Here is a 19,611-nt window from a genome sequence, read left to right as displayed (position 1 = left end):
TTAAAAATCCTCTAGTTCTAACAGTTCAATGTTCTTGAATTCTATTGGATGACTTTCGCTTTGAAGTGAAATATATCCAGATTTTACGGGTTCTCCTTCCAAAGGAACTGATGCGTCTGAAGCGAATTCACCACCGTAAATAAGATTTGTATATTCCATGACTTTTTCACCATTAATAAAGTGTTTAACTAAAGAATCACTGTAAACCTCAATTTCCAGTTTTACCCATTGTTCATCATGATATGTCAGGGAATTTGAGTTTATACAATGATTAGTTACTAATTCGTTATCAATTTCAACATGTGTGCCTGGAGTGCAAAGGTTTGCCGTAGGCCTGTCATTTGTGCCATCACCACCTAACAATTGTACTTCAATGGAAACTGGGAAATTTTGATTTAGACTTATTTGATTTGGATTTTCGCAGTGAATCATAACGCCACTATTTTTAAAGGCCCAAGAGGCAGCGTCTGCAACTTGATTACCTATAAATCTGTAATCCAACCGTAGTTTATAGTTGGAAAATGGTTCTTTGTAATATATATGACCAAATCTATTATTAAACTCATCATTATATCCAGAATAATCAACCTTTAAAACACCATTTTCAAGTTTAAATGTATTATTATAATTTTCACCAGCGGGATAACCTTTTACTTTAACAGTCCAATCATCTAAATTGTTTTTTTCTAACAGGTTAATCCAATTTTCTTCATCTGGCAGTCCTTCTTTATTAGAATCTGTATTACAAGACACCATTAAAAATAAACTAAACAAAAAACAAGATTTTAGCAATTTAAAGATCTCTTTCATATTTATACTATTTTTACCATGACAATGAGTAGGCTTTACCGCCTGTTTCACTAAGATCAATGCAACCTTCTTGCTTACCTGGAACAGGCGTGTATGCCAATATTTCTTCACCAACAAATTCCGAATTTTTATAGGCAAATATTGAGAGGCTTCTAATATTACTTAAGGCAATATAGTTTGCCATATCATCATCAATTTGCGATTCATTTTCCATAGCCTCGTTGTAAGCTTTCCAGATTTCTTCATCTTCTTCTTTAGACTTTTTGAGAACTTTAGCTAATATTGGTTCTATATCTTTAGGGTCTAAGGAATCCAAATCTTCAATGTCATTCTTATTCAACAATATGCTAGTTAAATAATTTATACCTTGAGACATAATCTGCTGTTCCTCTCCTTCATAAACTTGTTTTATAAACTTATCAATAAACTGTGGAACATTAACCTCTGTAGCTCCCGGTGAATCTGGAGTTTTTGGCAATATTATGTCGGTTACTTTATTTAGGAATTGTACTTGGTTCTTTGCGAAAAAGGTTGGTTCCCAAATTGGGCCTGTTTCTTGAGCACAACTTTGTAATAAACTTAATGCACCTGGCCCGACAAGTAGAGCTCCGAAAGATAATCCTAATCCTTTTATAGCTTCTCTTCTTTTCATAAGTATTAGTTTATAGATTGCCTTTTTTTAATTCGTTAACTGCGTGCTCTGCTGCTCTAGCTGTCAAAGCCATGTATGTTAATGAAGGGTTCTGGCATCCAGCAGAAGTCATTGCTGCTCCATCGGTAACATATACATTTTTTACGCTATGCACTTGATTGAATTTATTTAATACTGAGGTTTTAGGATCTCTACCCATTCTTGCAGTACCCATTTCGTGAATGCCTAAACCAGGCGCACCAATGGAGTCCATAGGTTCAATATCTTTAAATCCTGCTTTCTCTAGCATAGACATTGCTTGGGCAATCATGTCTTCACGCATTTTCAGTTCATTTTCCTTAAACTCTGCATCAAAAGTTACGGTTGGTAGTCCCCATTTGTCTTTCTTGTCATAATCTAAATACATTCTGTTTTCGTGATATGGAAGGGTTTCACCAAATCCAGTAAGGCCCATAGTCCAACCTCCTGGTTTCAGAATAGCTTCTTTAAGCGCCTTACCATAACTCAGCTCCCGCACACTGTCAGACCAATCCTCACGACTGGCACCACCTTGGTAACCATAACCGCGTATAAATTCTTTTGAGTCTGTTGTACCCCCTAAATTTCTAAATCTTGGGATATATACTCCATTTGGTCGTCTACCTGAATAGTATTTATCCTTAAAACCATCAAACTTTCCAGTAGCTCCAGCCTTAAAGTGATGGTCCATAAGATTGTGTCCTAATTCACCAGAATCATTGCCAAGTCCATTTGGAAAGCGATTAGATTTTGAATTCATTAAAATGTAGGTTGATGCAATTGCCGATGCACACAAGAAGATGACTTTTGCTTTAAATTCTAATGTTTCATTCGTTTCAGCATCAATTACCTTTACGCCAGTTGCTTTCTTTGTTTGGTCGTCATAAATAACTTCATGCACGATAGAAAATGGTCTCAGGGTCATATTGCCAGTTGCCTCGGCTGCTGGCAAGGTGGACGAATTACTGCTAAAGTAAGCTCCGAAAGGGCAACCTCTCATACATCTATTCCTATACTGGCAGTTCATTCTTCCTGCGCCTGGCTTTGTACCTTCCGTTATATGTGCTGTGCGACCAATAGTTAAAACTCTGTCATCAAAATTGTTTGCAATACTTTCTTTAAGATGTGTTTCTACGCAATTAAGCTCCATTGGTTTTAAGAACTTTCCATCGGGTAGTTGTTTAAGTCCTAAATTTTCACCACTAACTCCTATATATTCTTCAACATAATCATACCAAGGTTCTAAATCTTTATAACGAATCGGCCAGTCTACACCATAACCATCCCTTAGATTTGCAGTGAAATCAATATCGCTAAGGCGATAGCTTTGGCGTCCCCACATTAAAGATCGTCCTCCTACATGATAACCTCTCATCCAATCAAAACGCTTGTCTTCATTATAAGGATGGTCAATATCATCAACAAAAAAATGTTTGTGTGCTTGTCGAGTTGTATAACCTGTTCTATGTTGTTTTTCTTGTCGTTTAATATCTTCTTGAGTAGGTCTATCTGCATTTGGAAGGTCCCATGGGTCTAAATTGGCAGTAGGATAATCTTCTCTATGTTTTACCATACGGCCTCGTTCTAGAACAAGTGTCTTGAGGCCTTTTTCACATAATTCTTTTGCGGCCCAACCGCCTGAAATACCTGTACCTACGACAATTGCGTCGTATTCGGTTTCTTTTATCATATTATAGTTAGTTAGTATTGGACAGTTGCTGCATTTTTAGGACAACTGATGTATAATTATAATTATCTTATAATATTAGTAATTTTTTTAGCAAAAACGATGAAAAAATCTGACATAAATAGGATTTTCTCAAAATTCAAATTAAGTTTATGGTCCTTAAGAATTATTAAGTACTAACTAACATTAAACAATTCAATTTTTTTAAAATTCATGAGACGAATTCACTTTTTCGTAATGACCTTAGTATTAACTTTATTAATGGGTTGTCAAGATCAAAAAAAAGATACGGAAATGACAAAAGATAAACAGGAAGAAACAAATAAAGGTAAGGAATATTTGTATTCACTTGCTCAATGGTCATTGCATAGAGAAATTGAGACAGGAAAATTAGATCCTTTTGATTTTCCAAAAACTGCCAAAGAGTTAGGTTTTGACGCCGTGGAATGGGTTAATCAACTATACGAACCACAAATTGATAGTATGGGCCTAGATGCCGTTGTTGAACGTTGGAAGGAAGAAAGCGAGAAGCATGATATAACTAATGTACTTATTATGGTAGATCACGCAGGAGATCTATCCGATAGTGATGAAGATAAAAGAGATGCTGCCATTGAAATGCATAAAAAGTATGTTGACGCGGCTGCTTATTTAGGTTGTCATGCCATACGGGTAAACACTTTTGGTTCTTATGACCCAGATGAATGGACAGAAACAACCTATGATGGATTAAAACGTTTGTCAGAATATGCAGCAACAAAAAATATTAGTGTATTAGCAGAAAATCATGGTTGGTATTCTTCGGACCCAAGGCTATTAATGCCAATAATAGAAAAGGTGAATATGCCAAATTGTGGGACTCTCGCTGATTTTGGTAATTGGTGTATAAAGCGTGTTACTAATGAAAAATGGAGTGATTGCGCTGAGGAATATCCAGATAAATATGAGGGATTTACACAATTAATGAAGAAAGCACAAGCCGTTAGTGCAAAGGCTTATGCGTTTGATGAAAATGGAAACGAGACTACATTAGATTTTGAACGTTTCATGAAAATCGTAAAAGAATCAAATTACGATGGCTATATCAGTATCGAATATGAGCACGAAACACTTAACGAGCGCGAAGGTATCAAATCTACCCTTGCTTTGCTTAAAAAACATGCTAACTAATTTTATACATGAAGTCAACTATAGCAGCCAAATTATCCTTTATGATGTTTCTCGAGTTTTTTATTTGGGGAGGATGGTTTGTGACAATGGGATCATTTCTGGGAAACAATTTAAGTGCATCTGGTGCTGAAACGGCAATGGCATATTCAACACAATCTTGGGGTGCAATAATAGCACCATTCATTATTGGTCTTATTGCCGATCGATTTTTTAATGCAGAAAAAATACTTGGTTTATTGCACCTGATTGGAGCAGTTCTGATGTATTTAATGTCTCAAACAACAGAATTTGGTGTGTTCTATCCTTATGTATTAGGTTACATGATTGCTTACATGCCAACTTTAGCTTTGGTAAATTCAGTTTCTTTTAATCAAATGGATGATCCCGCAAAACAATTCCCATTTGTTAGAGTTTGGGGAACAGTAGGATGGATAGTTGCAGGATTAGTAATAAGTTTTGTGTTTAAATGGGATTCCATGGAAAACATTGGTAAAGGCATGCTATCCAATACCTTTTTAATGGTGGCTATTGCTTCTGCTATACTTGGTATATTTAGCTTTACACTGCCAAAAACACCACCAAGTAGAAGTAAGGATGATGAGGTTAAGTTAGCAGATATATTAGGTCTTGATGCACTTAACCTGCTTAAGGATAGAAACTTTCTAGTGTTCTTTTTATCATCTGTTTTAATCTGTATTCCATTGGCGTTCTATTATCAAAATATAAGTCCATTTTTAACAGAGTCACAAGTTGAGAATTCAACGGCTTGGGCCTCTTTAGGACAAATGTCTGAAGTATTATTTATGCTACTTCTACCATTCTTTTTCAAGAAATATGGATTTAAAAAGACCATTTTATTTGGAATGTTAGCTTGGACTATAAGATATTTACTGTTTGCATATGGTAATACAGGAGAGCTATTTTTTATGATTATTCTAGGCATCGCTCTTCATGGTATTTGTTATGATTTCTTCTTTGTTTCTGGTCAGATTTATACAGATTCTAAGGCAGGTGAAAAAGTAAAAAGTGCAGCGCAAGGATTAATTACTCTTGCAACTTATGGTATTGGTATGTTAATAGGTTTTTGGGTGGCTGGTCAAATTGTAGATAAGAATCTAATAAGTGAAGGTGTACACAGCTGGAAAGATATTTGGGTATTTCCTTCTGTTTTTGCTGCGGTTGTTCTAGTGCTTTTTGCGCTTTTATTTAAAAATGAAAAAGTAGAATATAAAGATTCATAAAATACATGAGTGGTAAAATAAGACTTGGAATTTTAGGTGGAGGAGGAGATTCTCTAATAGGTGTTTTGCATAGGGTGGCCTCTGCAATGTATGATCGATATGAATTGGTTGGTGGTGTTTTTAACATTGAAGTTGATGAAAGTAAAAATTTTGCTCAGAAGATTGGTATTCCAACAAATCAAGTATACAAAAACTTAGATACGCTCATTGAAGAAGAACTAAAACTTCCAAAAGATAAACGCATGGAAGTTGTCTCAATTCTCACTCCGAATTTTCTTCATTTTCCTATGGCAAAAAAGCTCCTTGAAAACGGATTTAATGTCATTTGTGAAAAACCAATGACCACGACTTATGAAGAAGCTAAGATTCTTCATGAAACACTGAAATTGGCAAATACGGTATTCGCTGTTACTTATACCTATACTGGTTATCCAATGGTGCGTCAAATGCGACATATGATTGCAAATGGAGAAATTGGTACAATTCAAAAAATAGATGCACAGTATTATCAAGGTTGGATAAATCCAATAATTCACGATAAAGAGAAACGTAAAACAACTTGGCGTTTAGATCCTGAAAAATCTGGAATAAGTTGTTGTATTGGAGACATAGGGACACATGCTTTTGATATGGTTGAATATATGTCTGGACTACGTGTAAATTCAATTTTGGCTGATCTAAATTATTTGTACGAAGACAATCAAATGGATATTGATGGAACAGTCTTAATTAGATGTGAAAACGATGTAAAAGGTGTCATTAGGGCTAGTCAAATTGCTACAGGAGAGGAGAATAATTTCACGGTTCAAATTTATGGTGATAAAGCAGGGTTAAAGTGGGAACAAGAAAATCCCAACTATCTTTATCTATTGGAAGATGGTCACGCAATGCGCGTACTAAAACCTGGTCATCCATATAATAGTGAATTGTCTTTAGATGGGACAAAATTGCCACCTGGACATCCAGAGGGGATTTTTGATTCTATGGGAAATATTTATAAAGGTGTGGCAAGAGCAATTAGAAATGAAGGTTATGATCATGCCGAATTTCCAACAATAATTGATGGATTGCGAGGAATGAATTTCATAGAAAAAGCTGTAGAGTCTCACAAAAAAGGTAATGTTTGGGTAACGATTGATTAAAGGATTCAAGACATGAAAACAATAAAAGGACCTGCAATATTTTTAGCACAATTTATGGATGAAAAGCCACCATTTAATACACTCGATGGCTTATGTGAATGGGCTAGTAATTTAGGCTACAAAGGAATTCAAATACCAACCTTAGATAAGCATATTATAGACTTGGATATCGCTTCAGAAAGCGATACGTACTGTGACGAATTTAAAGGTAGAATAAATAGCTATGGTCTAGAAATAACAGAATTAAGTACGCATATCCAAGGACAATTAGTGGCTGTGCATCCAGCACATGACATTATGTTCGATGTTTTTGCCCCTAAGCATTTAAAAGGCAAATACAAAGAACGAACCGCATGGGCTACAGATCAAATGAAAAAGGCTGCAGTTGTAAGCAATAAACTTGGTTTGACATCGCACGCAACATTTTCAGGATCGTTACTTTGGCCAGTTATGCATCCATGGCCACAACAACCCGCTGGTTTAATAGATCTTGGATTTGAAGAATTAGCAAACAGATGGCTGCCTATTTTAGATGTTTTTAAAGATAATGGCGTTGCAGCTTGTTATGAGGTTCATCCTGTTGAAGATATACACGATGGTGACACCTTCGAGCGTTTCCTAGAGGCTACTGGTAATCATGAAAGCGTGAGTATATTATATGACCCTTCACATTTTGTTTTGCAACAGTTGGATTACATAGAATATATTGACCATTATCATGAATTCATTAAGGCATTTCATGTAAAGGATTCGGAATTTAATCCTACAGGCAAGAAAGGTACTTTTGGTGGTTACAACGATTGGAAGAACCGTGCTGGTAGATATCGCTCACCAGGAGATGGCCAAATAGATTTTAAATCGGTATTTTCTAAATTGACAGAATATGGTTGTAATGTTTGGGCTGTCTTAGAATGGGAATGTGTTATTAAAAGTCCAGAACAAGGTGCGAGGGAAGGTGTTGCATTTATAAATAACCATATCATTGAAGCTACGCAGAAACGATTTGATGACTTTGCCGGTTCAGATACCGAAAAACAAAATTTGAGAGATATACTTGGAATTTAAATTTTATAAAATGAATAAACTATATGCCCTTAGCTTCATTCTGATATTGGTTATGAGCTGTAAAGAGACTGCGAAGGAAATAGAAGTTGAAACCGAAGAAAATGAAATTACGGAAACTATGAGCTCAGAAGTAAAAGAAGAATGGATTTCATTATTTGATGGAAAATCATTGGAAAAATGGAGAGGATATCTGTCCGAAGATATGTATCCAGAATGGACTGTTGAAGATGGAGCTATGGCTTTTACACCTGGTCCAGAAGGTGGTAAAAATATCATTACTAAAAAGACCTTTACCAATTTTATCTTATCACTAGAATGGAAGGTATCTGAAGGCGGTAACAGTGGTATTTTTTGGGGTGTTCATGAGGATGAAAAATTCAAGGAAGCCTATATGACTGGTCCAGAAATTCAAGTTTTGGATAATGAAAGACATCCAGATTCTTTTGTGGCAAATGGGACACATAAAGCTGGTTCTTTGTACGATATGATTGGATGTCCGGATGAGCACATCAATCCTGCTGGAGAATGGAACCTTTGTGTTATTGAAGTTAATCAAAATGCAAATCTTGCCAAAGTATCAATGAATGGTACGCAGGTAATGGAATTTCCTTTGCATGGTGAGGGTTGGGACAAAATGGTAGCCAATTCTAAGTTTAAAGATTGGGAAGGATTTGGAAAGTACAAAACAGGTCACATAGGCCTTCAAGATCATAGCGATAAAGTCTGGTTTAAGAATATTAAGATTAAGGAACTGTAACTAGTATTTCCTTAATTGTGCTTCCCAAGGTCTTAGTTGACTAGTACTGTGAGATTCTAGATAGTTTGAAATTGCCAGTTCTGTTGATTCTAGATTTAAATCCTCATACGCAATAGCCTGATAACTATCACTGAAGTTTAGGAGTATAACATAAGATTGCTCGGAGTTCCAACGTCTGTATACATATAAATTTTCATCAGCTTCATCTACGCATTCATAATCACCATAGACCAATACTTTGTTGGCTTTTCTATAGGTAACCATTTTTCTGTAAAAGTTTAGAATAGAGTTTTCATCTTGTTCTTGACTTTCAACATTTATATCTACATAATTTGGATTTACCTTTAACCAAGGCTGAATATCTGAAAATCCGGCATTTTTTTTAGTGTTCCATTGCATTGGTGTCCTGGCATTATCTCGGCTTTGTCTATGAACAAGCTTTAAGTATTCATCCATATCATCACCTCGCTTGAGGGCTTGATTCCAGCTGCCCAAAGTCTCAACGTCATTATAATCGTCGATTGATGGGTAAGCCACATTTGTCATGCCTATTTCATCACCTTGATAAATATAAGTTGTACCTCTCATGGTCAATAATAACATGGCCAGTAACTTAGCAGAGGTAGAATGATAAAGTTTATTGTCATTACCAAACCTTGAGACCATCCTGGAAAAATCATGATTCCCAAGGAATATACTTCCCCATCCTTTATTTTTCAATTTTTCATCCCAATCACTAAAAACCTTTTTGAATTTTGAAAGCGGTACATCTATAGGATCATATTTGCCACCTACACCATTATCAATAAACATATGATCAAAATGGAATATCATATTAAGCTCTTCCCTGTCTTCGTCCACATAATCTAAACCATTGCTCAGGTCAATGCCTGGACCTTCACCAACAGTCATGATATCATATTTTGATAAAACTTTTCTGTTGAGTTCTTGCAAATACTCATGTATTCTTGGACCGTTTGCATAGTAATTCTTTATGGTCTTACCGTAATCTTCTGGATATGCTGTATCGGGAAAATCGAGTTTTTTGGAAATAAGAGATATCACATCCATTCTGAATCCATCGACACCTTTCTTGCACCAAAAGTCTACAATATCATGTATTTCTTCTCTGACCTTTGGGTTTTCCCAATTAAGATCAGGTTGTTTTTTTGTGAAAAGATGGAGAAAATATTCATCAGTAATATCATCTTTCAACCAGGCGGAACCACTAAAGAAAGAAACCCAATTGTTAGGTACATTACCATTTTTGGCTGGTCTCCAGAAATAATAATCTCTGTAAGGGTTGTCTTTTGATTTTAGTGATTCCTGAAACCAATAATGCTCATCAGAACTATGATTCAACACTAGATCCATAACCAACTTGAGTCCTCTAAAATGCATTTGTTCTAATAGCTCATCGAACGCTTCAGAACCACCAAATTCCTTTGAAATCGAACGATAATCAGAAATGTCATAACCATTATCATCATTAGGAGATTCATAGACAGGGCAAAGCCAAATAATATCTACACCTAGTGATTTGATATAATCTAGTTTTTCAATAATTCCTGGTATATCACCTATACCATTACCTGATGTATCATTAAAAGATCTTGGATAAATTTGGTATACAATACCTTCCTTCCACCATGTCTTTTTCATAAATCGTTGGCTGTTTGATTAGAATATAAAGTACGTTGTTATAACAAGAATTGCGATTATTATACTCACTGTAATGGCATGTTTCCAAGGTGTTGTATCAATAATTTCAGTCTGCTTTGGAGTGTATTCAGCCTTCATAGGTTTGATTTTACCAAGTAGAAGCATAAATAATATATTGACTACAAATAATATACCCATTACATGCAGGTAATGCGGATAGGCTTCTGCTTTAATAATGCTCAATTCACTCAAATCTGTAATTCCACTCGCCATGGCTTGTGCTTCTGCCGCACCTCTAAATTGAGGTTCCAAGAAAATTAAGCTTATTAGGTAGAGCACTACACCAACCGAGAGTACTAGTTTGGCACCAATGGCTGGCACCTTTTTAGTATAAACACCCACTAAAACCACCGCAAGAATAGGTACACTTAAACTTCCTAATGATTGCTGAATGTAACTAAATAAGCCATCTGGAGCATTTGCAATAAATGGTGCAATTAACATAGAAATAGTAGCTACAATAAGTCCAAATTTCTTTCCTGCTTTTACGGTTTCTTTTTCAGTAGCATCTTTTTTGAAATACTGTTTGTACAGATCAAATCCAAACAATGTGGCACTACTGTTCAATAGGCTATTGAATGAACTTAAAACGGCACCAAATAGCACAGCAGCAAAAAATCCTATAAATGCTGTAGGTAATACTTTTTTAACCAGGGCAGGATAGGCTTGATCCGCATTATCTAAATTCCCTTCAAATACATGCCAAGCGATGATTCCTGGTAATACTACAACAACAGGAATTATGAATTTCACAAAAGCCGCAAGTAGCATTCCCTTTTGACCTTCTTTCAAGCTCTTGGCTGCAAACACGCGCTGCAATATGGACTGATTGGTTCCCCAATAATAAATCTGCGCTAACATCATACCTGTAAACAACGTACCAAATGGAATAGATGAATCTACGGCACCACGCATATTGAATTTGTCTGGATTTGTCTTAAATAATGTGCTTAAACCCTCACCAATACTTCCATCACCAATCAATAATAATCCAAAAACAGGAATTAAAAGTCCACCAATTAAAAGACCTATTGCATTAATTAAATCTGAAACAGCAACTGCCTTAAGACCTCCAAAAATAGCATAGATGACGCCTATAATACCAATGCTCCAAACACAAATCCAAATAACACCGTTTTGAGAGATGCCTAACATTTCAGGTAAGTCAAACATAGTACTAAAGGCAAGTGATCCTGAATATAGTATGGTTGGCAAAAGAACTATAGCATAGGCTATGAGAAATAGTAAAGACAATAAGGCCTTTGTCTGTTTATCAAATCTTGTTTCAATAAATTCAGGTATGGTTGTAATGCCGGAACCTAAGTACTTAGGAAGTAGAAAAATAGCACCGCAAATTATGGCAATTGCTGCCAAAGTTTCCCAAGCCATCACCATTAAACCTTCTTTGAAGGCAGAGCCATTTAGTCCAACAATTTGTTCTGCCGACAGGTTGGTAAGTAATAAGGAACCTGCAATGGTCAAGGCACCCAAACTTCTACCTGCAAGATAAAAGCCATCTGCGGAAGACTCGTCAGTTTTGCGTGTTGAATACCATGAAATAACGGCTACAAGGGCTGTGAAACCTATAAAGGAGATAATGGATAGCATGTATATATTAGTTAGTTAGTATTGATTAACAATATATGAAAAATCGAATTAAAGGATAGGGCTTTTTAATTTGCATTGCTGAATTTGCTGACGAAATGCTTTTCGTTAAAAATAGTTGTGTTTTATGTTGCTTTTATGAGAAGTGAACAACGGTAATTGTAAATTTAGAGTTCAATAACATAAGAAAATGAATAAGCATGGAAAACAATTCTAATAGTGATCAGTTAAACGGCGTTATGATAAATGCCTATCCTGATAGTATTGGAGGTAAATTGAAAGACATTATCGTTATGTTGAAATTGCCAGAATTCAAAGAAGCATTTTCTTTATTTTATGTACTTCCAACCTTCTTTAATAGCGATTTAGACCGCGGTTTTTCAATAATTGACTATAATACTAATAAAGAGTTGGTTGATGATGAGGATTTGGATGCACTAGATAAGTTAGGTATTAAACTGAAGTTTGATATTGTGTTGAATCATCTCTCTGTAGCTTCTCCACAGTTTAAAGATTTGCTTAAATATGGCGAAAATTCAAAATACAAGGACTTTTTTATTAATTGGAATACTTTTTGGCAAGACCATGGTGAACTTGACAAGAATGGAATTGTCCTACCTAAAAAAGCCTATTTGGATAAGCTGTTTATGCGTAAGTCTGGTCTACCAATTTTAAATGTTGTTTTTCCGGATGGTTCAGAACAACCTTACTGGAATACTTTTTACCAGAAAGTTACATATAATCCAATTACTATTCAAGACCTTTTAACCATTGAGGGTATAACAGCATCTACAGCAGAGGACTTGTGTAAACGCATTAATAATCAATTAGATTCCATTGAGGACATTCAAGCTTTAGATTTTGGTGAATTGGTGCCTTACAACGTCGAAATTTCTAAAATACTTAAAAAGAACAGAAGTTATCTCGGACAAATGGATATTAATGCTAAATCGCCTTTGGTATGGGATTTTTACGAGAAAACATTAGCACAACTTAAAGCTTATGGTTGCAGTATTCTTAGGTTAGATGCGTTTGCCTATTTACATAAAGCGGTAGGTGAGTCTAATTTTTTTAATGAACCGGGTACTTGGGACTATTTAAGCCGCATAAAGGAAATTGCAGATAAGAATCAGTTGGCCTTGTTACCGGAAATTCATGCTGAGTATGGATCGAATTTGCATAAGGACGTTGCACGTAGAGGCTATCAGATTTATGATTTTTTCTTACCAGGACTTCTGATCCATACTATTGAAACCAAGTCTAATACAGCATTGATTAATTGGGTAACTGAAATCCTTGAAAACGATTATAAGGTTGTTAATATGCTTGGTTGCCATGATGGAATCCCTGTACTGGATTTAAAGGGAAAACAAGTTAATGGTATCTATTCAGAAGGTCTTTTAGAAGATAAAGCAATAGAATCTTTAATGAATTTGATTATTGAGAGAGGAGGAAAAGTAAAGAACTTATACGGTGCGGACGGTAAGAAAATTTCATACTATCAGGTAAATGCAACATTTTTTAGTGCCTTGGGGGAAGATACTAAGAAAATGTTACTTGCTAGAGCCATACAGTTATTTATGCCAGGTATTCCGCAGATTTGGTACTTGGATATTTTTGAAGGTAAGAATGATTACGAAGCCGTCGAGAGAGCAGGAAAAGGTGGTCATAAAGAGATAAACCGAACAACCCTTTCTTTAGATGAAATACATAAAGGACTAAAAAAGACATCTGTTCTAAAACAACTTGAGTTAATTAGGCTTAGAAATACACATACTGCATTTCATGGAAAGCTTAGTGTCTATATCAAAGATGAGGCTAATTTATCCTTTAAGTGGAAAAATCAAAAGGAATTTGCAAAATTGGAATTAGATTTAAATTCACGAAACTTCAGTGTGAGATATTCGCATCCAAAAGGTACAAAGCAAATTGACTCTTAAACCAAAAAACCCGATTCAGTTGAATCGGGTTTTTGAAGGTGGTGCCTCCAGGAATCGAACCAGGGACACAAGGATTTTCAGTCCTTTGCTCTACCAACTGAGCTAAGGCACCAATTGCTTAAACAAGAGGATGCAAATATATATTCAATTTTATTATCCACAAAAAGAAAAAGGTAAAAATTGATTTTATAAATTTGCCCGATACCGCGTTTTTATGAATCTAATAATTGATGTCGGAAACACCTATGTGAAATTTGCTGTATTTAAGTCTAAAACCTTAGAATACAGGACAAGTTTTGAGCACAAAGCGTTCGAATCGGAGTACAAAAAACTTAAGAATAGATTTCCAAAACTCACAAAAGCGATTGTTTCCTCTGTTGGAAGAATTTCTAAGAAAACACTAGCAGTTGTTGAAAACGATTTAACACTAATTGTACTTGATCATAAAATTAAAATACCATTTAAAAACTTATATAAAACCCCTGAAACCTTAGGTGTTGATAGAATAGCACTAGTTTCTGCTTCGGTAGATCAATACTCAAACAACAATGTACTTATTATAGATGCTGGTACTTGCATAACGTATGATTTTGTTTCGGCTAATAATGAGTATATAGGAGGTGCAATATCACCGGGTCTACGTCTAAGGTATACATCATTAAATAATTTAACTGCAAATCTTCCGTTATTAGAAGTTAGTCAACCAAAAAACATCATTGGCAATTCTACAGAAGAATCAATTCATTCAGGTGTGGTTTATGGAGCAATTAAAGAAATAGATGGGTTAATTGACTATTATAAATCCGAGCACCCAGATTTAACAGTTATTTTAACAGGAGGCGATGCCAATTTTTTGTCAAACCAATTAAAAAATAGCATATTTGCGAATTCAAATTATCTATTGGAGGGCTTGAATTTCATCCTTGATTATAACTCGAAATAATGATTAAACGTCTCATTGTAATATGTATTACAATATTTAGCTCTTGTTCTTTTGCGCAACAAGGTACTGCTTCACCTTATTCTTTTTATGGTATAGGAAGTTTAAAATTTAAAGGCACCGTAGAGAATAGAAGTATGGGTGGTATAAGTGTTTATTTAGACAGTATACACGTTAATCTTAGAAATCCTGCCTCGTATGTTGCTAAAAATGTAGAAGCTTACCCTTTTGATGGCGAAAGTAGGCCAGTAAAATTTACCGTTGCTGGGACAATGTCTGAAGTTAATCTAAAAAGTGATAATACAGAGCTAAATACCAACTCTTCTACTTTTGATTATCTTGCACTTTCTGTACCTTTAGGAAAATTTGGATTTGGTTTTGGTTTATTGCCTTACAGTGCTGTAGGTTATAAGTTAGAAGATATTAACGACGAGGGCGATTTAACTTACAGGTATAACGGAGAAGGAGGTACCAATAGAGTATTTGCCGGCTTTGGCTATCAGCTGTCAAAAACACTTAGTCTCGGAGTAGATATTAATTATAACTTCGGAAGAATTGAAAATACAGCCATTGCTTTAGAATATACACCTGAAGGTGAGCTGGTACAATACCAAACCAAAGAAAATACACGTTCTGACCTAAGCGGGTTAGATTTAAATTTTGGTTTAGCATATAAATCAATGATAACTGAGAACTTGGAGCTTTCTGCAACTGCAACATACGCGCCAGAAAGTGAGTTGATTTCAATAAATGAAAGGAGTTATTCAACGTTATTGTTTGATCCTATAACAGGAAGCGAGGTAATTAGAAATACGCTTGAGGAAGATTTGGAATCGCAAGGATTAGAAAAGACAGAAGTAAGAATTCCATCCAGATTGTCTTTTGGAGCGGGAATAGGTAAACCAAGAAAATGGTTTGTAGGAGCAGAATATACGTTTAGAAATACGAGCGTATTTTCTAACCCGATACTAAATAATGAAATAAATAGCTATGAAAATGCATCAAAATTTGCACTTGGAGGATTCTTTATTCCCAATTATGATGCGTTTTCAGGATATTTTAAACGCATAGTATATCGGGCTGGAATTAACTTTGCTAATACTGGCTTAGTAGTAAAAGATGAGTCAATAAATGAGTTTGGCATATCTTTTGGTCTAGGATTACCAGTTGGCGATCGCGGTTTGTTTTCAAACGCTAATATAGGTGTAGAATTCGGACAGCGTGGTACAACTAACGCAAATTTAATCCAAGAGAATTTTATAAACTTAAATGTAAGTTTATCTTTGAATGCTAGATGGTTTCAACAAAGAAAGTATAACTAACATAAATAATTAAGATGAAGACGAGAATTACATTATTGATGATTGCACTTTTTATGGGCTTCAATTTCAGTGTTGCTCAACAAGACGAAGAGTGTATGAACAATCTATCAATATTTGATAGTTATGTTAAAAGCAAGAAGTATGATGATGCCTATGGGCCTTGGAACATTGTACGTAACAAATGTCCAAAATTCAATAGAGCAATCTATGTTCATGGTGAAAAAATCCTCAAACATAAAATAGATAATTCTTCTGGTGCTGACCAAGTAGCGCATATAAAGGATTTATTATTGCTTTGGGATCAAGCTAGAGCAAATTTCTCAAATAAATATCCTGTAGGTGAAATACTATCAGACAAAGCACAATTAACTTATAAGTATAGAAAAGAACTTGGTGCTACTGGCGAAAGTATTTACGAAATGTTTGACAGTGCATTTAAACAAGATGCTGGTAATTTTAAAAGTGCTCAAGGATTGTATACATACTTCTCATTGGTGGTAGACTTGTATGACGCTAATAAAAAGACAGCGCAGCAGATGTTTGACAAGTATGATGATGTTATCGAAATAATCGAAAACTTAGAGAAAAGCTACACAGAAAAGCTTAATAAGCTTGTACAAAAAGAGGAGTCAGGAGAAACCTTAACAAAGAAAGAGAATAGCTATAAGAGAAATTATGGTGCTAACTTGGAGGCTTTTGAAAAAGTAACGTCTAGTATGGATTCTAAGCTTGGCCAAAGAGCAAGTTGTGAAGTATTGATTCCACTTTATCAAAAAGATTTTGACCAGAATAAAGAAAATAAAATCTGGTTACAACGTGCTATGAACAGAATGTATGCAAAAGGTTGTAAGGACGACCCTTTATTCCTAAAGTTAGTTGAGCAAAAAAATAGCTTAGAACCTAATGCAGATACGGCATATTATCTATACATCTTAACAGGAGAACAAAAGTATTTTGATCAGACGATTGAGTTAGAGACAGATCCTTTAAGAAAGTCCAAGCTATATAAGAAGTTGGCAGATGATTTTAGAAAGAAAGGAAGTTACAGTAGAGCGAGACAGTACTTTATGGAGGCCATGAAATTAAATCCATCTGACGGCTCACCGTATCTCAGAATTGCAAATATGTATGCAAAGAGTGCAAATAGTTGTGGCGATGATAACTTTAGTAAAAGAGCAGTTTTCTGGTTAGCGGCAAGCACAGCAGAACAAGCAGGACGAGTAGATGGTCGTTTAAGAAAGGCAGCAGCACAATCTGCCGCAAGTTACAGGGCTAGTGCACCATCGAAAGCAGATATCTTTACAAAAGGTAACGCAGGTCAAACTATACAGATTGGATGTTGGATTGGTCGCTCGGTAACAGTGCCAAACATTTAATGAATCTCAAGAAAAAAAATATATCAAGAAACTTGGTCACAGCAATTGCTGTGACTTTGTTTTTTGCATGTAAGAATAATTTTGAAGAGGTTCAAAAAATAGGTGTGTTACAAAATCAACCGGTTGGCGAAGCAACAAACATTAATTTAAAGTACACCGAATTCGAGGAAGACTCGGTAAAACTACTTGCAAATTTGCTTAGCCCTTCAATGCTAGATTATTCAAATAGAGACTTTTCCTTTTCAGAATTTCCAGAAGGCATAGAATTAATTGTATACGGTGAAGGCAATAAGATCACTCGAATTTTTGCTGATTATGCAATCGTCTACAATAAGACAGATATTATTGATTTAAGAGGTAACGTAATTGTTGCCACGCACGAAAAGGATACCCTCTTCACCGACCAACTTTATTACAATGAAAAATTAGAATGGGTTTTTACTAATGAACGTTTTACGCTTAAACGGCTTGAAGGTCCAACCAACGGAAGCGGATTTGATTCTGATAAGGAATTTAAAAACTTTCAGATGTTAGAAATAGACGCTGTATTTGAGATAGATAATTAACTATCTTTGTTCTACTTTTCAATATATTTTTAAATGAAATTATTAAAATTCTTTCAATATGCATATTTGGTAATTGCCGTATTGTTTTTATACAAGGGCATATCGGAATGGACCACGGATAGGAATAGTGCTTATATAAGTTTTTTCTTTGCAGCTTTAGCTGTGTTTATGTTTTTCTTTAGACAGCGTTTCAGAAAAAAATTCGAGGATCGCAACAACCAATAAGTTATGACTGTAGAAGTAGTCATAATCGTAGCTTCTTTATTACTGTCTGCATTCTTCTCAGGCATGGAGATTGCCTATGTATCCTCCAATAAAATTCACATAGAGTTAGAGAAGAAACAAGGTGATTTTTTAGGAAAAATATTAGAGAGGCTTACGGCTAAGCCATCAAAATATATTGCTACAATGCTGATTGGAAACAATATAGCGCTGGTTATTTACGGTCTAAAAATGGGTGATGTATTGGTAAGGTGGTTTCAATCCATGTTGCCAAGTGATAGTGTTATGTTACAATATCTCTTGGTAGATTTACAACTCTTGAGCCAAACAGTTATTTCTACCCTCATTATATTAATAACTGCAGAATTTTTGCCAAAGGTATTTTTTCAGATTTATGCTAACACCTTGCTTAAGGTTTTAGCCTTACCAACCTATATTTTTTATCTTTTATTTTCGTTGATTTCCGAATTTGTGCTTTGGGTCTCGGATACTATTTTAAAAAAGGTATTTAAAACCAAGAGCGAAGATGCTACGCTTGCTATGACCAAAGTGGAGTTAGGCAATTATATTAGTGAACAGATGGAATCAGTTGATGATGGTGATGATGTTGATAGCGAGATACAAATATTTCAAAATGCATTAGAGTTTTCTGATGTTAAGGCACGAGAAGTTATGGTGCCTAGAACAGAAATAACGGCTGTAGACCTAAAGGAATCAATCGAAAATCTCACTCAGCTATTTATAGATACCGGACATACCAAGATTATTATCTATAAAGACAATATTGATGATATATTAGGTTATGTACATGCATTTGAAATGTTTAAGCGTCCAAAGGACATAAGTTCTATTATTATTCCTGTAAGTTTTGTGCCCGAAACTATTTTAATCAAAGACGTACTGAACATTTTAATAAAGAAACGGAGAAGTATGACTGTTGTAATTGATGAGTATGGTGGCACAAGCGGTATTATGACGGTTGAAGATATTATTGAGGAGTTGTTTGGTGAAATTGAAGATGAGCACGACACCATTGAAATGATTGAAGAGCAAATAGCCGAAGACCAATACAGATTTTCTGCACGTTTGGAAGTTGATTACCTAAATGAAACCTATAAAATCAATCTTCCTGAAAGTGAGAATTATGAGACTTTGGGTGGTCTTATAGTAAATTATGCGCAGGAAATTCCGGGAGAAAACGAAGATATTACCATTGGTAACTTTAGGTTTACCATAGAAGAAGTTTCAAGTACAAAAATTAATGTGGTTCTTGTCAAAATTTTAGAGGAGGATTAAAATAAAATCAGGACTTTAAAAGTGGTTTTCTCCTTTCATTATTTATTAGAAAATACTATTTTCGCAGACTTATTTATAGC

17 protein-coding genes and 1 tRNA gene are annotated in these 19,611 nt (G+C 35.1%); 12 read left to right on the top strand and 6 right to left on the bottom strand.

The window, feature by feature from the left end; genetic code table 11:
* The 3 genes from LBU54_RS07885 to LBU54_RS07875 are packed head-to-tail and all read right to left on the bottom strand — an operon-like array spanning window position 1 to window position 3,170.
* Window positions 1-810, bottom strand: a complete 810-nt coding sequence (locus tag LBU54_RS07885) for a 3-keto-disaccharide hydrolase (RefSeq protein ID WP_224528075.1) — start codon at window positions 808-810, stop codon at window positions 1-3.
* Between the two features lie 13 nt (window positions 811-823).
* Window positions 824-1,462, bottom strand: coding sequence for a gluconate 2-dehydrogenase subunit 3 family protein (locus LBU54_RS07880; protein ID WP_224528074.1), 639 nt, complete (start codon window positions 1,460-1,462; stop codon window positions 824-826).
* 10 nt (window positions 1,463-1,472) lie between these two features.
* Complete coding sequence (locus tag LBU54_RS07875) at window positions 1,473-3,170, bottom strand: GMC oxidoreductase (protein WP_224528073.1); 1,698 nt, start codon at window positions 3,168-3,170, stop codon at window positions 1,473-1,475.
* A gap of 210 nt (window positions 3,171-3,380) precedes the next feature.
* On the opposite strand from LBU54_RS07875, the gene LBU54_RS07870 reads away from it, so the two are divergent.
* The 5 genes from LBU54_RS07870 to LBU54_RS07850 are packed head-to-tail and all read left to right on the top strand — an operon-like array spanning window position 3,381 to window position 8,542.
* Window positions 3,381-4,337 (top strand): sugar phosphate isomerase/epimerase family protein, encoded by a 957-nt coding sequence (locus LBU54_RS07870; protein ID WP_224528072.1) that lies wholly within the window; start codon window positions 3,381-3,383, stop codon window positions 4,335-4,337.
* A gap of 8 nt (window positions 4,338-4,345) precedes the next feature.
* Window positions 4,346-5,578 carry a nucleoside permease gene (locus LBU54_RS07865; RefSeq protein ID WP_224528071.1) on the top strand — a complete coding sequence of 411 codons (1,233 nt, stop codon included), beginning with the start codon at window positions 4,346-4,348 and terminating at the stop codon, window positions 5,576-5,578.
* Window positions 5,579-5,583: 5 nt separating this feature from the next.
* Window positions 5,584-6,720: a Gfo/Idh/MocA family protein gene (locus LBU54_RS07860; RefSeq protein ID WP_224528070.1), complete on the top strand. Its 1,137-nt coding sequence runs from the start codon at window positions 5,584-5,586 to the stop codon at window positions 6,718-6,720.
* A 12-nt stretch (window positions 6,721-6,732) separates the two neighbouring features.
* Window positions 6,733-7,785 carry a sugar phosphate isomerase/epimerase family protein gene (locus LBU54_RS07855; RefSeq protein WP_224528068.1) on the top strand — a complete coding sequence of 351 codons (1,053 nt, stop codon included), beginning with the start codon at window positions 6,733-6,735 and terminating at the stop codon, window positions 7,783-7,785.
* A 10-nt stretch (window positions 7,786-7,795) separates the two neighbouring features.
* Window positions 7,796-8,542: a 3-keto-disaccharide hydrolase gene (locus tag LBU54_RS07850; RefSeq protein WP_224528066.1), complete on the top strand. Its 747-nt coding sequence runs from the start codon at window positions 7,796-7,798 to the stop codon at window positions 8,540-8,542.
* Here the strand turns inward: LBU54_RS07850 and LBU54_RS07845 are convergent, their stop codons facing one another.
* Together LBU54_RS07845 and LBU54_RS07840 are read right to left on the bottom strand one after the other, a co-directional pair.
* Window positions 8,543-10,204 carry an alpha-glucosidase gene (locus LBU54_RS07845; protein WP_224528064.1) on the bottom strand — a complete coding sequence of 554 codons (1,662 nt, stop codon included), beginning with the start codon at window positions 10,202-10,204 and terminating at the stop codon, window positions 8,543-8,545.
* Between the two features lie 18 nt (window positions 10,205-10,222).
* The gene (locus LBU54_RS07840; RefSeq protein WP_224528062.1) at window positions 10,223-11,872 is read right to left on the bottom strand and encodes a solute:sodium symporter family transporter; all 1,650 of its coding nucleotides are present in this window, start codon (window positions 11,870-11,872) and stop codon (window positions 10,223-10,225) included.
* A 197-nt stretch (window positions 11,873-12,069) separates the two neighbouring features.
* Between LBU54_RS07840 and LBU54_RS07835 the strand changes: the two genes are divergently transcribed.
* On the top strand, window positions 12,070-13,809 hold the full coding sequence (locus LBU54_RS07835; protein WP_224528060.1) for an alpha-amylase family glycosyl hydrolase: 1,740 nt from the start codon (window positions 12,070-12,072) through the stop codon (window positions 13,807-13,809).
* Between the two features lie 39 nt (window positions 13,810-13,848).
* On the opposite strand, the gene LBU54_RS07830 is transcribed toward LBU54_RS07835, so the two are convergent.
* Window positions 13,849-13,921, bottom strand: a tRNA-Phe gene (locus LBU54_RS07830).
* A 102-nt stretch (window positions 13,922-14,023) separates the two neighbouring features.
* On the opposite strand from LBU54_RS07830, the gene LBU54_RS07825 reads away from it, so the two are divergent.
* The 6 genes from LBU54_RS07825 to LBU54_RS07800 are packed head-to-tail and all read left to right on the top strand — an operon-like array spanning window position 14,024 to window position 19,531.
* Window positions 14,024-14,752 carry a type III pantothenate kinase gene (locus tag LBU54_RS07825; RefSeq protein WP_224528059.1) on the top strand — a complete coding sequence of 243 codons (729 nt, stop codon included), beginning with the start codon at window positions 14,024-14,026 and terminating at the stop codon, window positions 14,750-14,752.
* Entirely contained in the window at window positions 14,752-16,071 is a 1,320-nt protein-coding gene (locus tag LBU54_RS07820; protein ID WP_224528057.1) for a hypothetical protein, read from the top strand. Before LBU54_RS07825 ends, LBU54_RS07820 begins: the two co-directional genes overlap by 1 nt.
* Window positions 16,072-16,085: 14 nt before the next feature.
* Window positions 16,086-17,447 (top strand): tetratricopeptide repeat protein, encoded by a 1,362-nt coding sequence (locus LBU54_RS07815; protein WP_224528055.1) that lies wholly within the window; start codon window positions 16,086-16,088, stop codon window positions 17,445-17,447.
* On the top strand, window positions 17,447-18,013 hold the full coding sequence (gene lptC, locus LBU54_RS07810; protein WP_224528053.1) for an LPS export ABC transporter periplasmic protein LptC: 567 nt from the start codon (window positions 17,447-17,449) through the stop codon (window positions 18,011-18,013). Before LBU54_RS07815 ends, lptC begins: the two co-directional genes overlap by 1 nt.
* 33 nt (window positions 18,014-18,046) lie before the next feature.
* Window positions 18,047-18,238 (top strand): hypothetical protein, encoded by a 192-nt coding sequence (locus LBU54_RS07805; RefSeq protein ID WP_224528051.1) that lies wholly within the window; start codon window positions 18,047-18,049, stop codon window positions 18,236-18,238.
* Window positions 18,239-18,241: 3 nt separating this feature from the next.
* Window positions 18,242-19,531, top strand: coding sequence for a hemolysin family protein (locus LBU54_RS07800; protein ID WP_224528049.1), 1,290 nt, complete (start codon window positions 18,242-18,244; stop codon window positions 19,529-19,531).
* The last annotated feature ends 80 nt before the right edge of the window (window positions 19,532-19,611 follow it).

Origin of the sequence: Winogradskyella alexanderae, from assembly GCF_020166335.1 — a bacterium.
Classification (GTDB): domain Bacteria; phylum Bacteroidota; class Bacteroidia; order Flavobacteriales; family Flavobacteriaceae; genus Winogradskyella; species Winogradskyella alexanderae.
Note: the sequence above shows the minus strand (reverse complement) of the source record. Positions and strands in the feature narration are given on the sequence as shown.

What these genes read in the sequence shown, in the direction of transcription:
- LBU54_RS07885 (WP_224528075.1), bottom strand. Translation starts at nt 810, where the DNA reads ATGAAAGAGATCTTTAAATTGCTAAAATCTTGTTTTTTGTTTAGTTTA.
- LBU54_RS07880 (WP_224528074.1), bottom strand. Translation starts at nt 1,462, where the DNA reads ATGAAAAGAAGAGAAGCTATAAAAGGATTAGGATTATCTTTCGGAGCT.
- LBU54_RS07875 (WP_224528073.1), bottom strand. Translation starts at nt 3,170, where the DNA reads ATGATAAAAGAAACCGAATACGACGCAATTGTCGTAGGTACAGGTATT.
- LBU54_RS07870 (WP_224528072.1), top strand. Translation starts at nt 3,381, where the DNA reads ATGAGACGAATTCACTTTTTCGTAATGACCTTAGTATTAACTTTATTA.
- LBU54_RS07865 (WP_224528071.1), top strand. Translation starts at nt 4,346, where the DNA reads ATGAAGTCAACTATAGCAGCCAAATTATCCTTTATGATGTTTCTCGAG.
- LBU54_RS07860 (WP_224528070.1), top strand. Translation starts at nt 5,584, where the DNA reads ATGAGTGGTAAAATAAGACTTGGAATTTTAGGTGGAGGAGGAGATTCT.
- LBU54_RS07855 (WP_224528068.1), top strand. Translation starts at nt 6,733, where the DNA reads ATGAAAACAATAAAAGGACCTGCAATATTTTTAGCACAATTTATGGAT.
- LBU54_RS07850 (WP_224528066.1), top strand. Translation starts at nt 7,796, where the DNA reads ATGAATAAACTATATGCCCTTAGCTTCATTCTGATATTGGTTATGAGC.
- LBU54_RS07845 (WP_224528064.1), bottom strand. Translation starts at nt 10,204, where the DNA reads ATGAAAAAGACATGGTGGAAGGAAGGTATTGTATACCAAATTTATCCA.
- LBU54_RS07840 (WP_224528062.1), bottom strand. Translation starts at nt 11,872, where the DNA reads ATGCTATCCATTATCTCCTTTATAGGTTTCACAGCCCTTGTAGCCGTT.
- LBU54_RS07835 (WP_224528060.1), top strand. Translation starts at nt 12,070, where the DNA reads ATGGAAAACAATTCTAATAGTGATCAGTTAAACGGCGTTATGATAAAT.
- LBU54_RS07825 (WP_224528059.1), top strand. Translation starts at nt 14,024, where the DNA reads ATGAATCTAATAATTGATGTCGGAAACACCTATGTGAAATTTGCTGTA.
- LBU54_RS07820 (WP_224528057.1), top strand. Translation starts at nt 14,752, where the DNA reads ATGATTAAACGTCTCATTGTAATATGTATTACAATATTTAGCTCTTGT.
- LBU54_RS07815 (WP_224528055.1), top strand. Translation starts at nt 16,086, where the DNA reads ATGAAGACGAGAATTACATTATTGATGATTGCACTTTTTATGGGCTTC.
- lptC (WP_224528053.1), top strand. Translation starts at nt 17,447, where the DNA reads ATGAATCTCAAGAAAAAAAATATATCAAGAAACTTGGTCACAGCAATT.
- LBU54_RS07805 (WP_224528051.1), top strand. Translation starts at nt 18,047, where the DNA reads ATGAAATTATTAAAATTCTTTCAATATGCATATTTGGTAATTGCCGTA.
- LBU54_RS07800 (WP_224528049.1), top strand. Translation starts at nt 18,242, where the DNA reads ATGACTGTAGAAGTAGTCATAATCGTAGCTTCTTTATTACTGTCTGCA.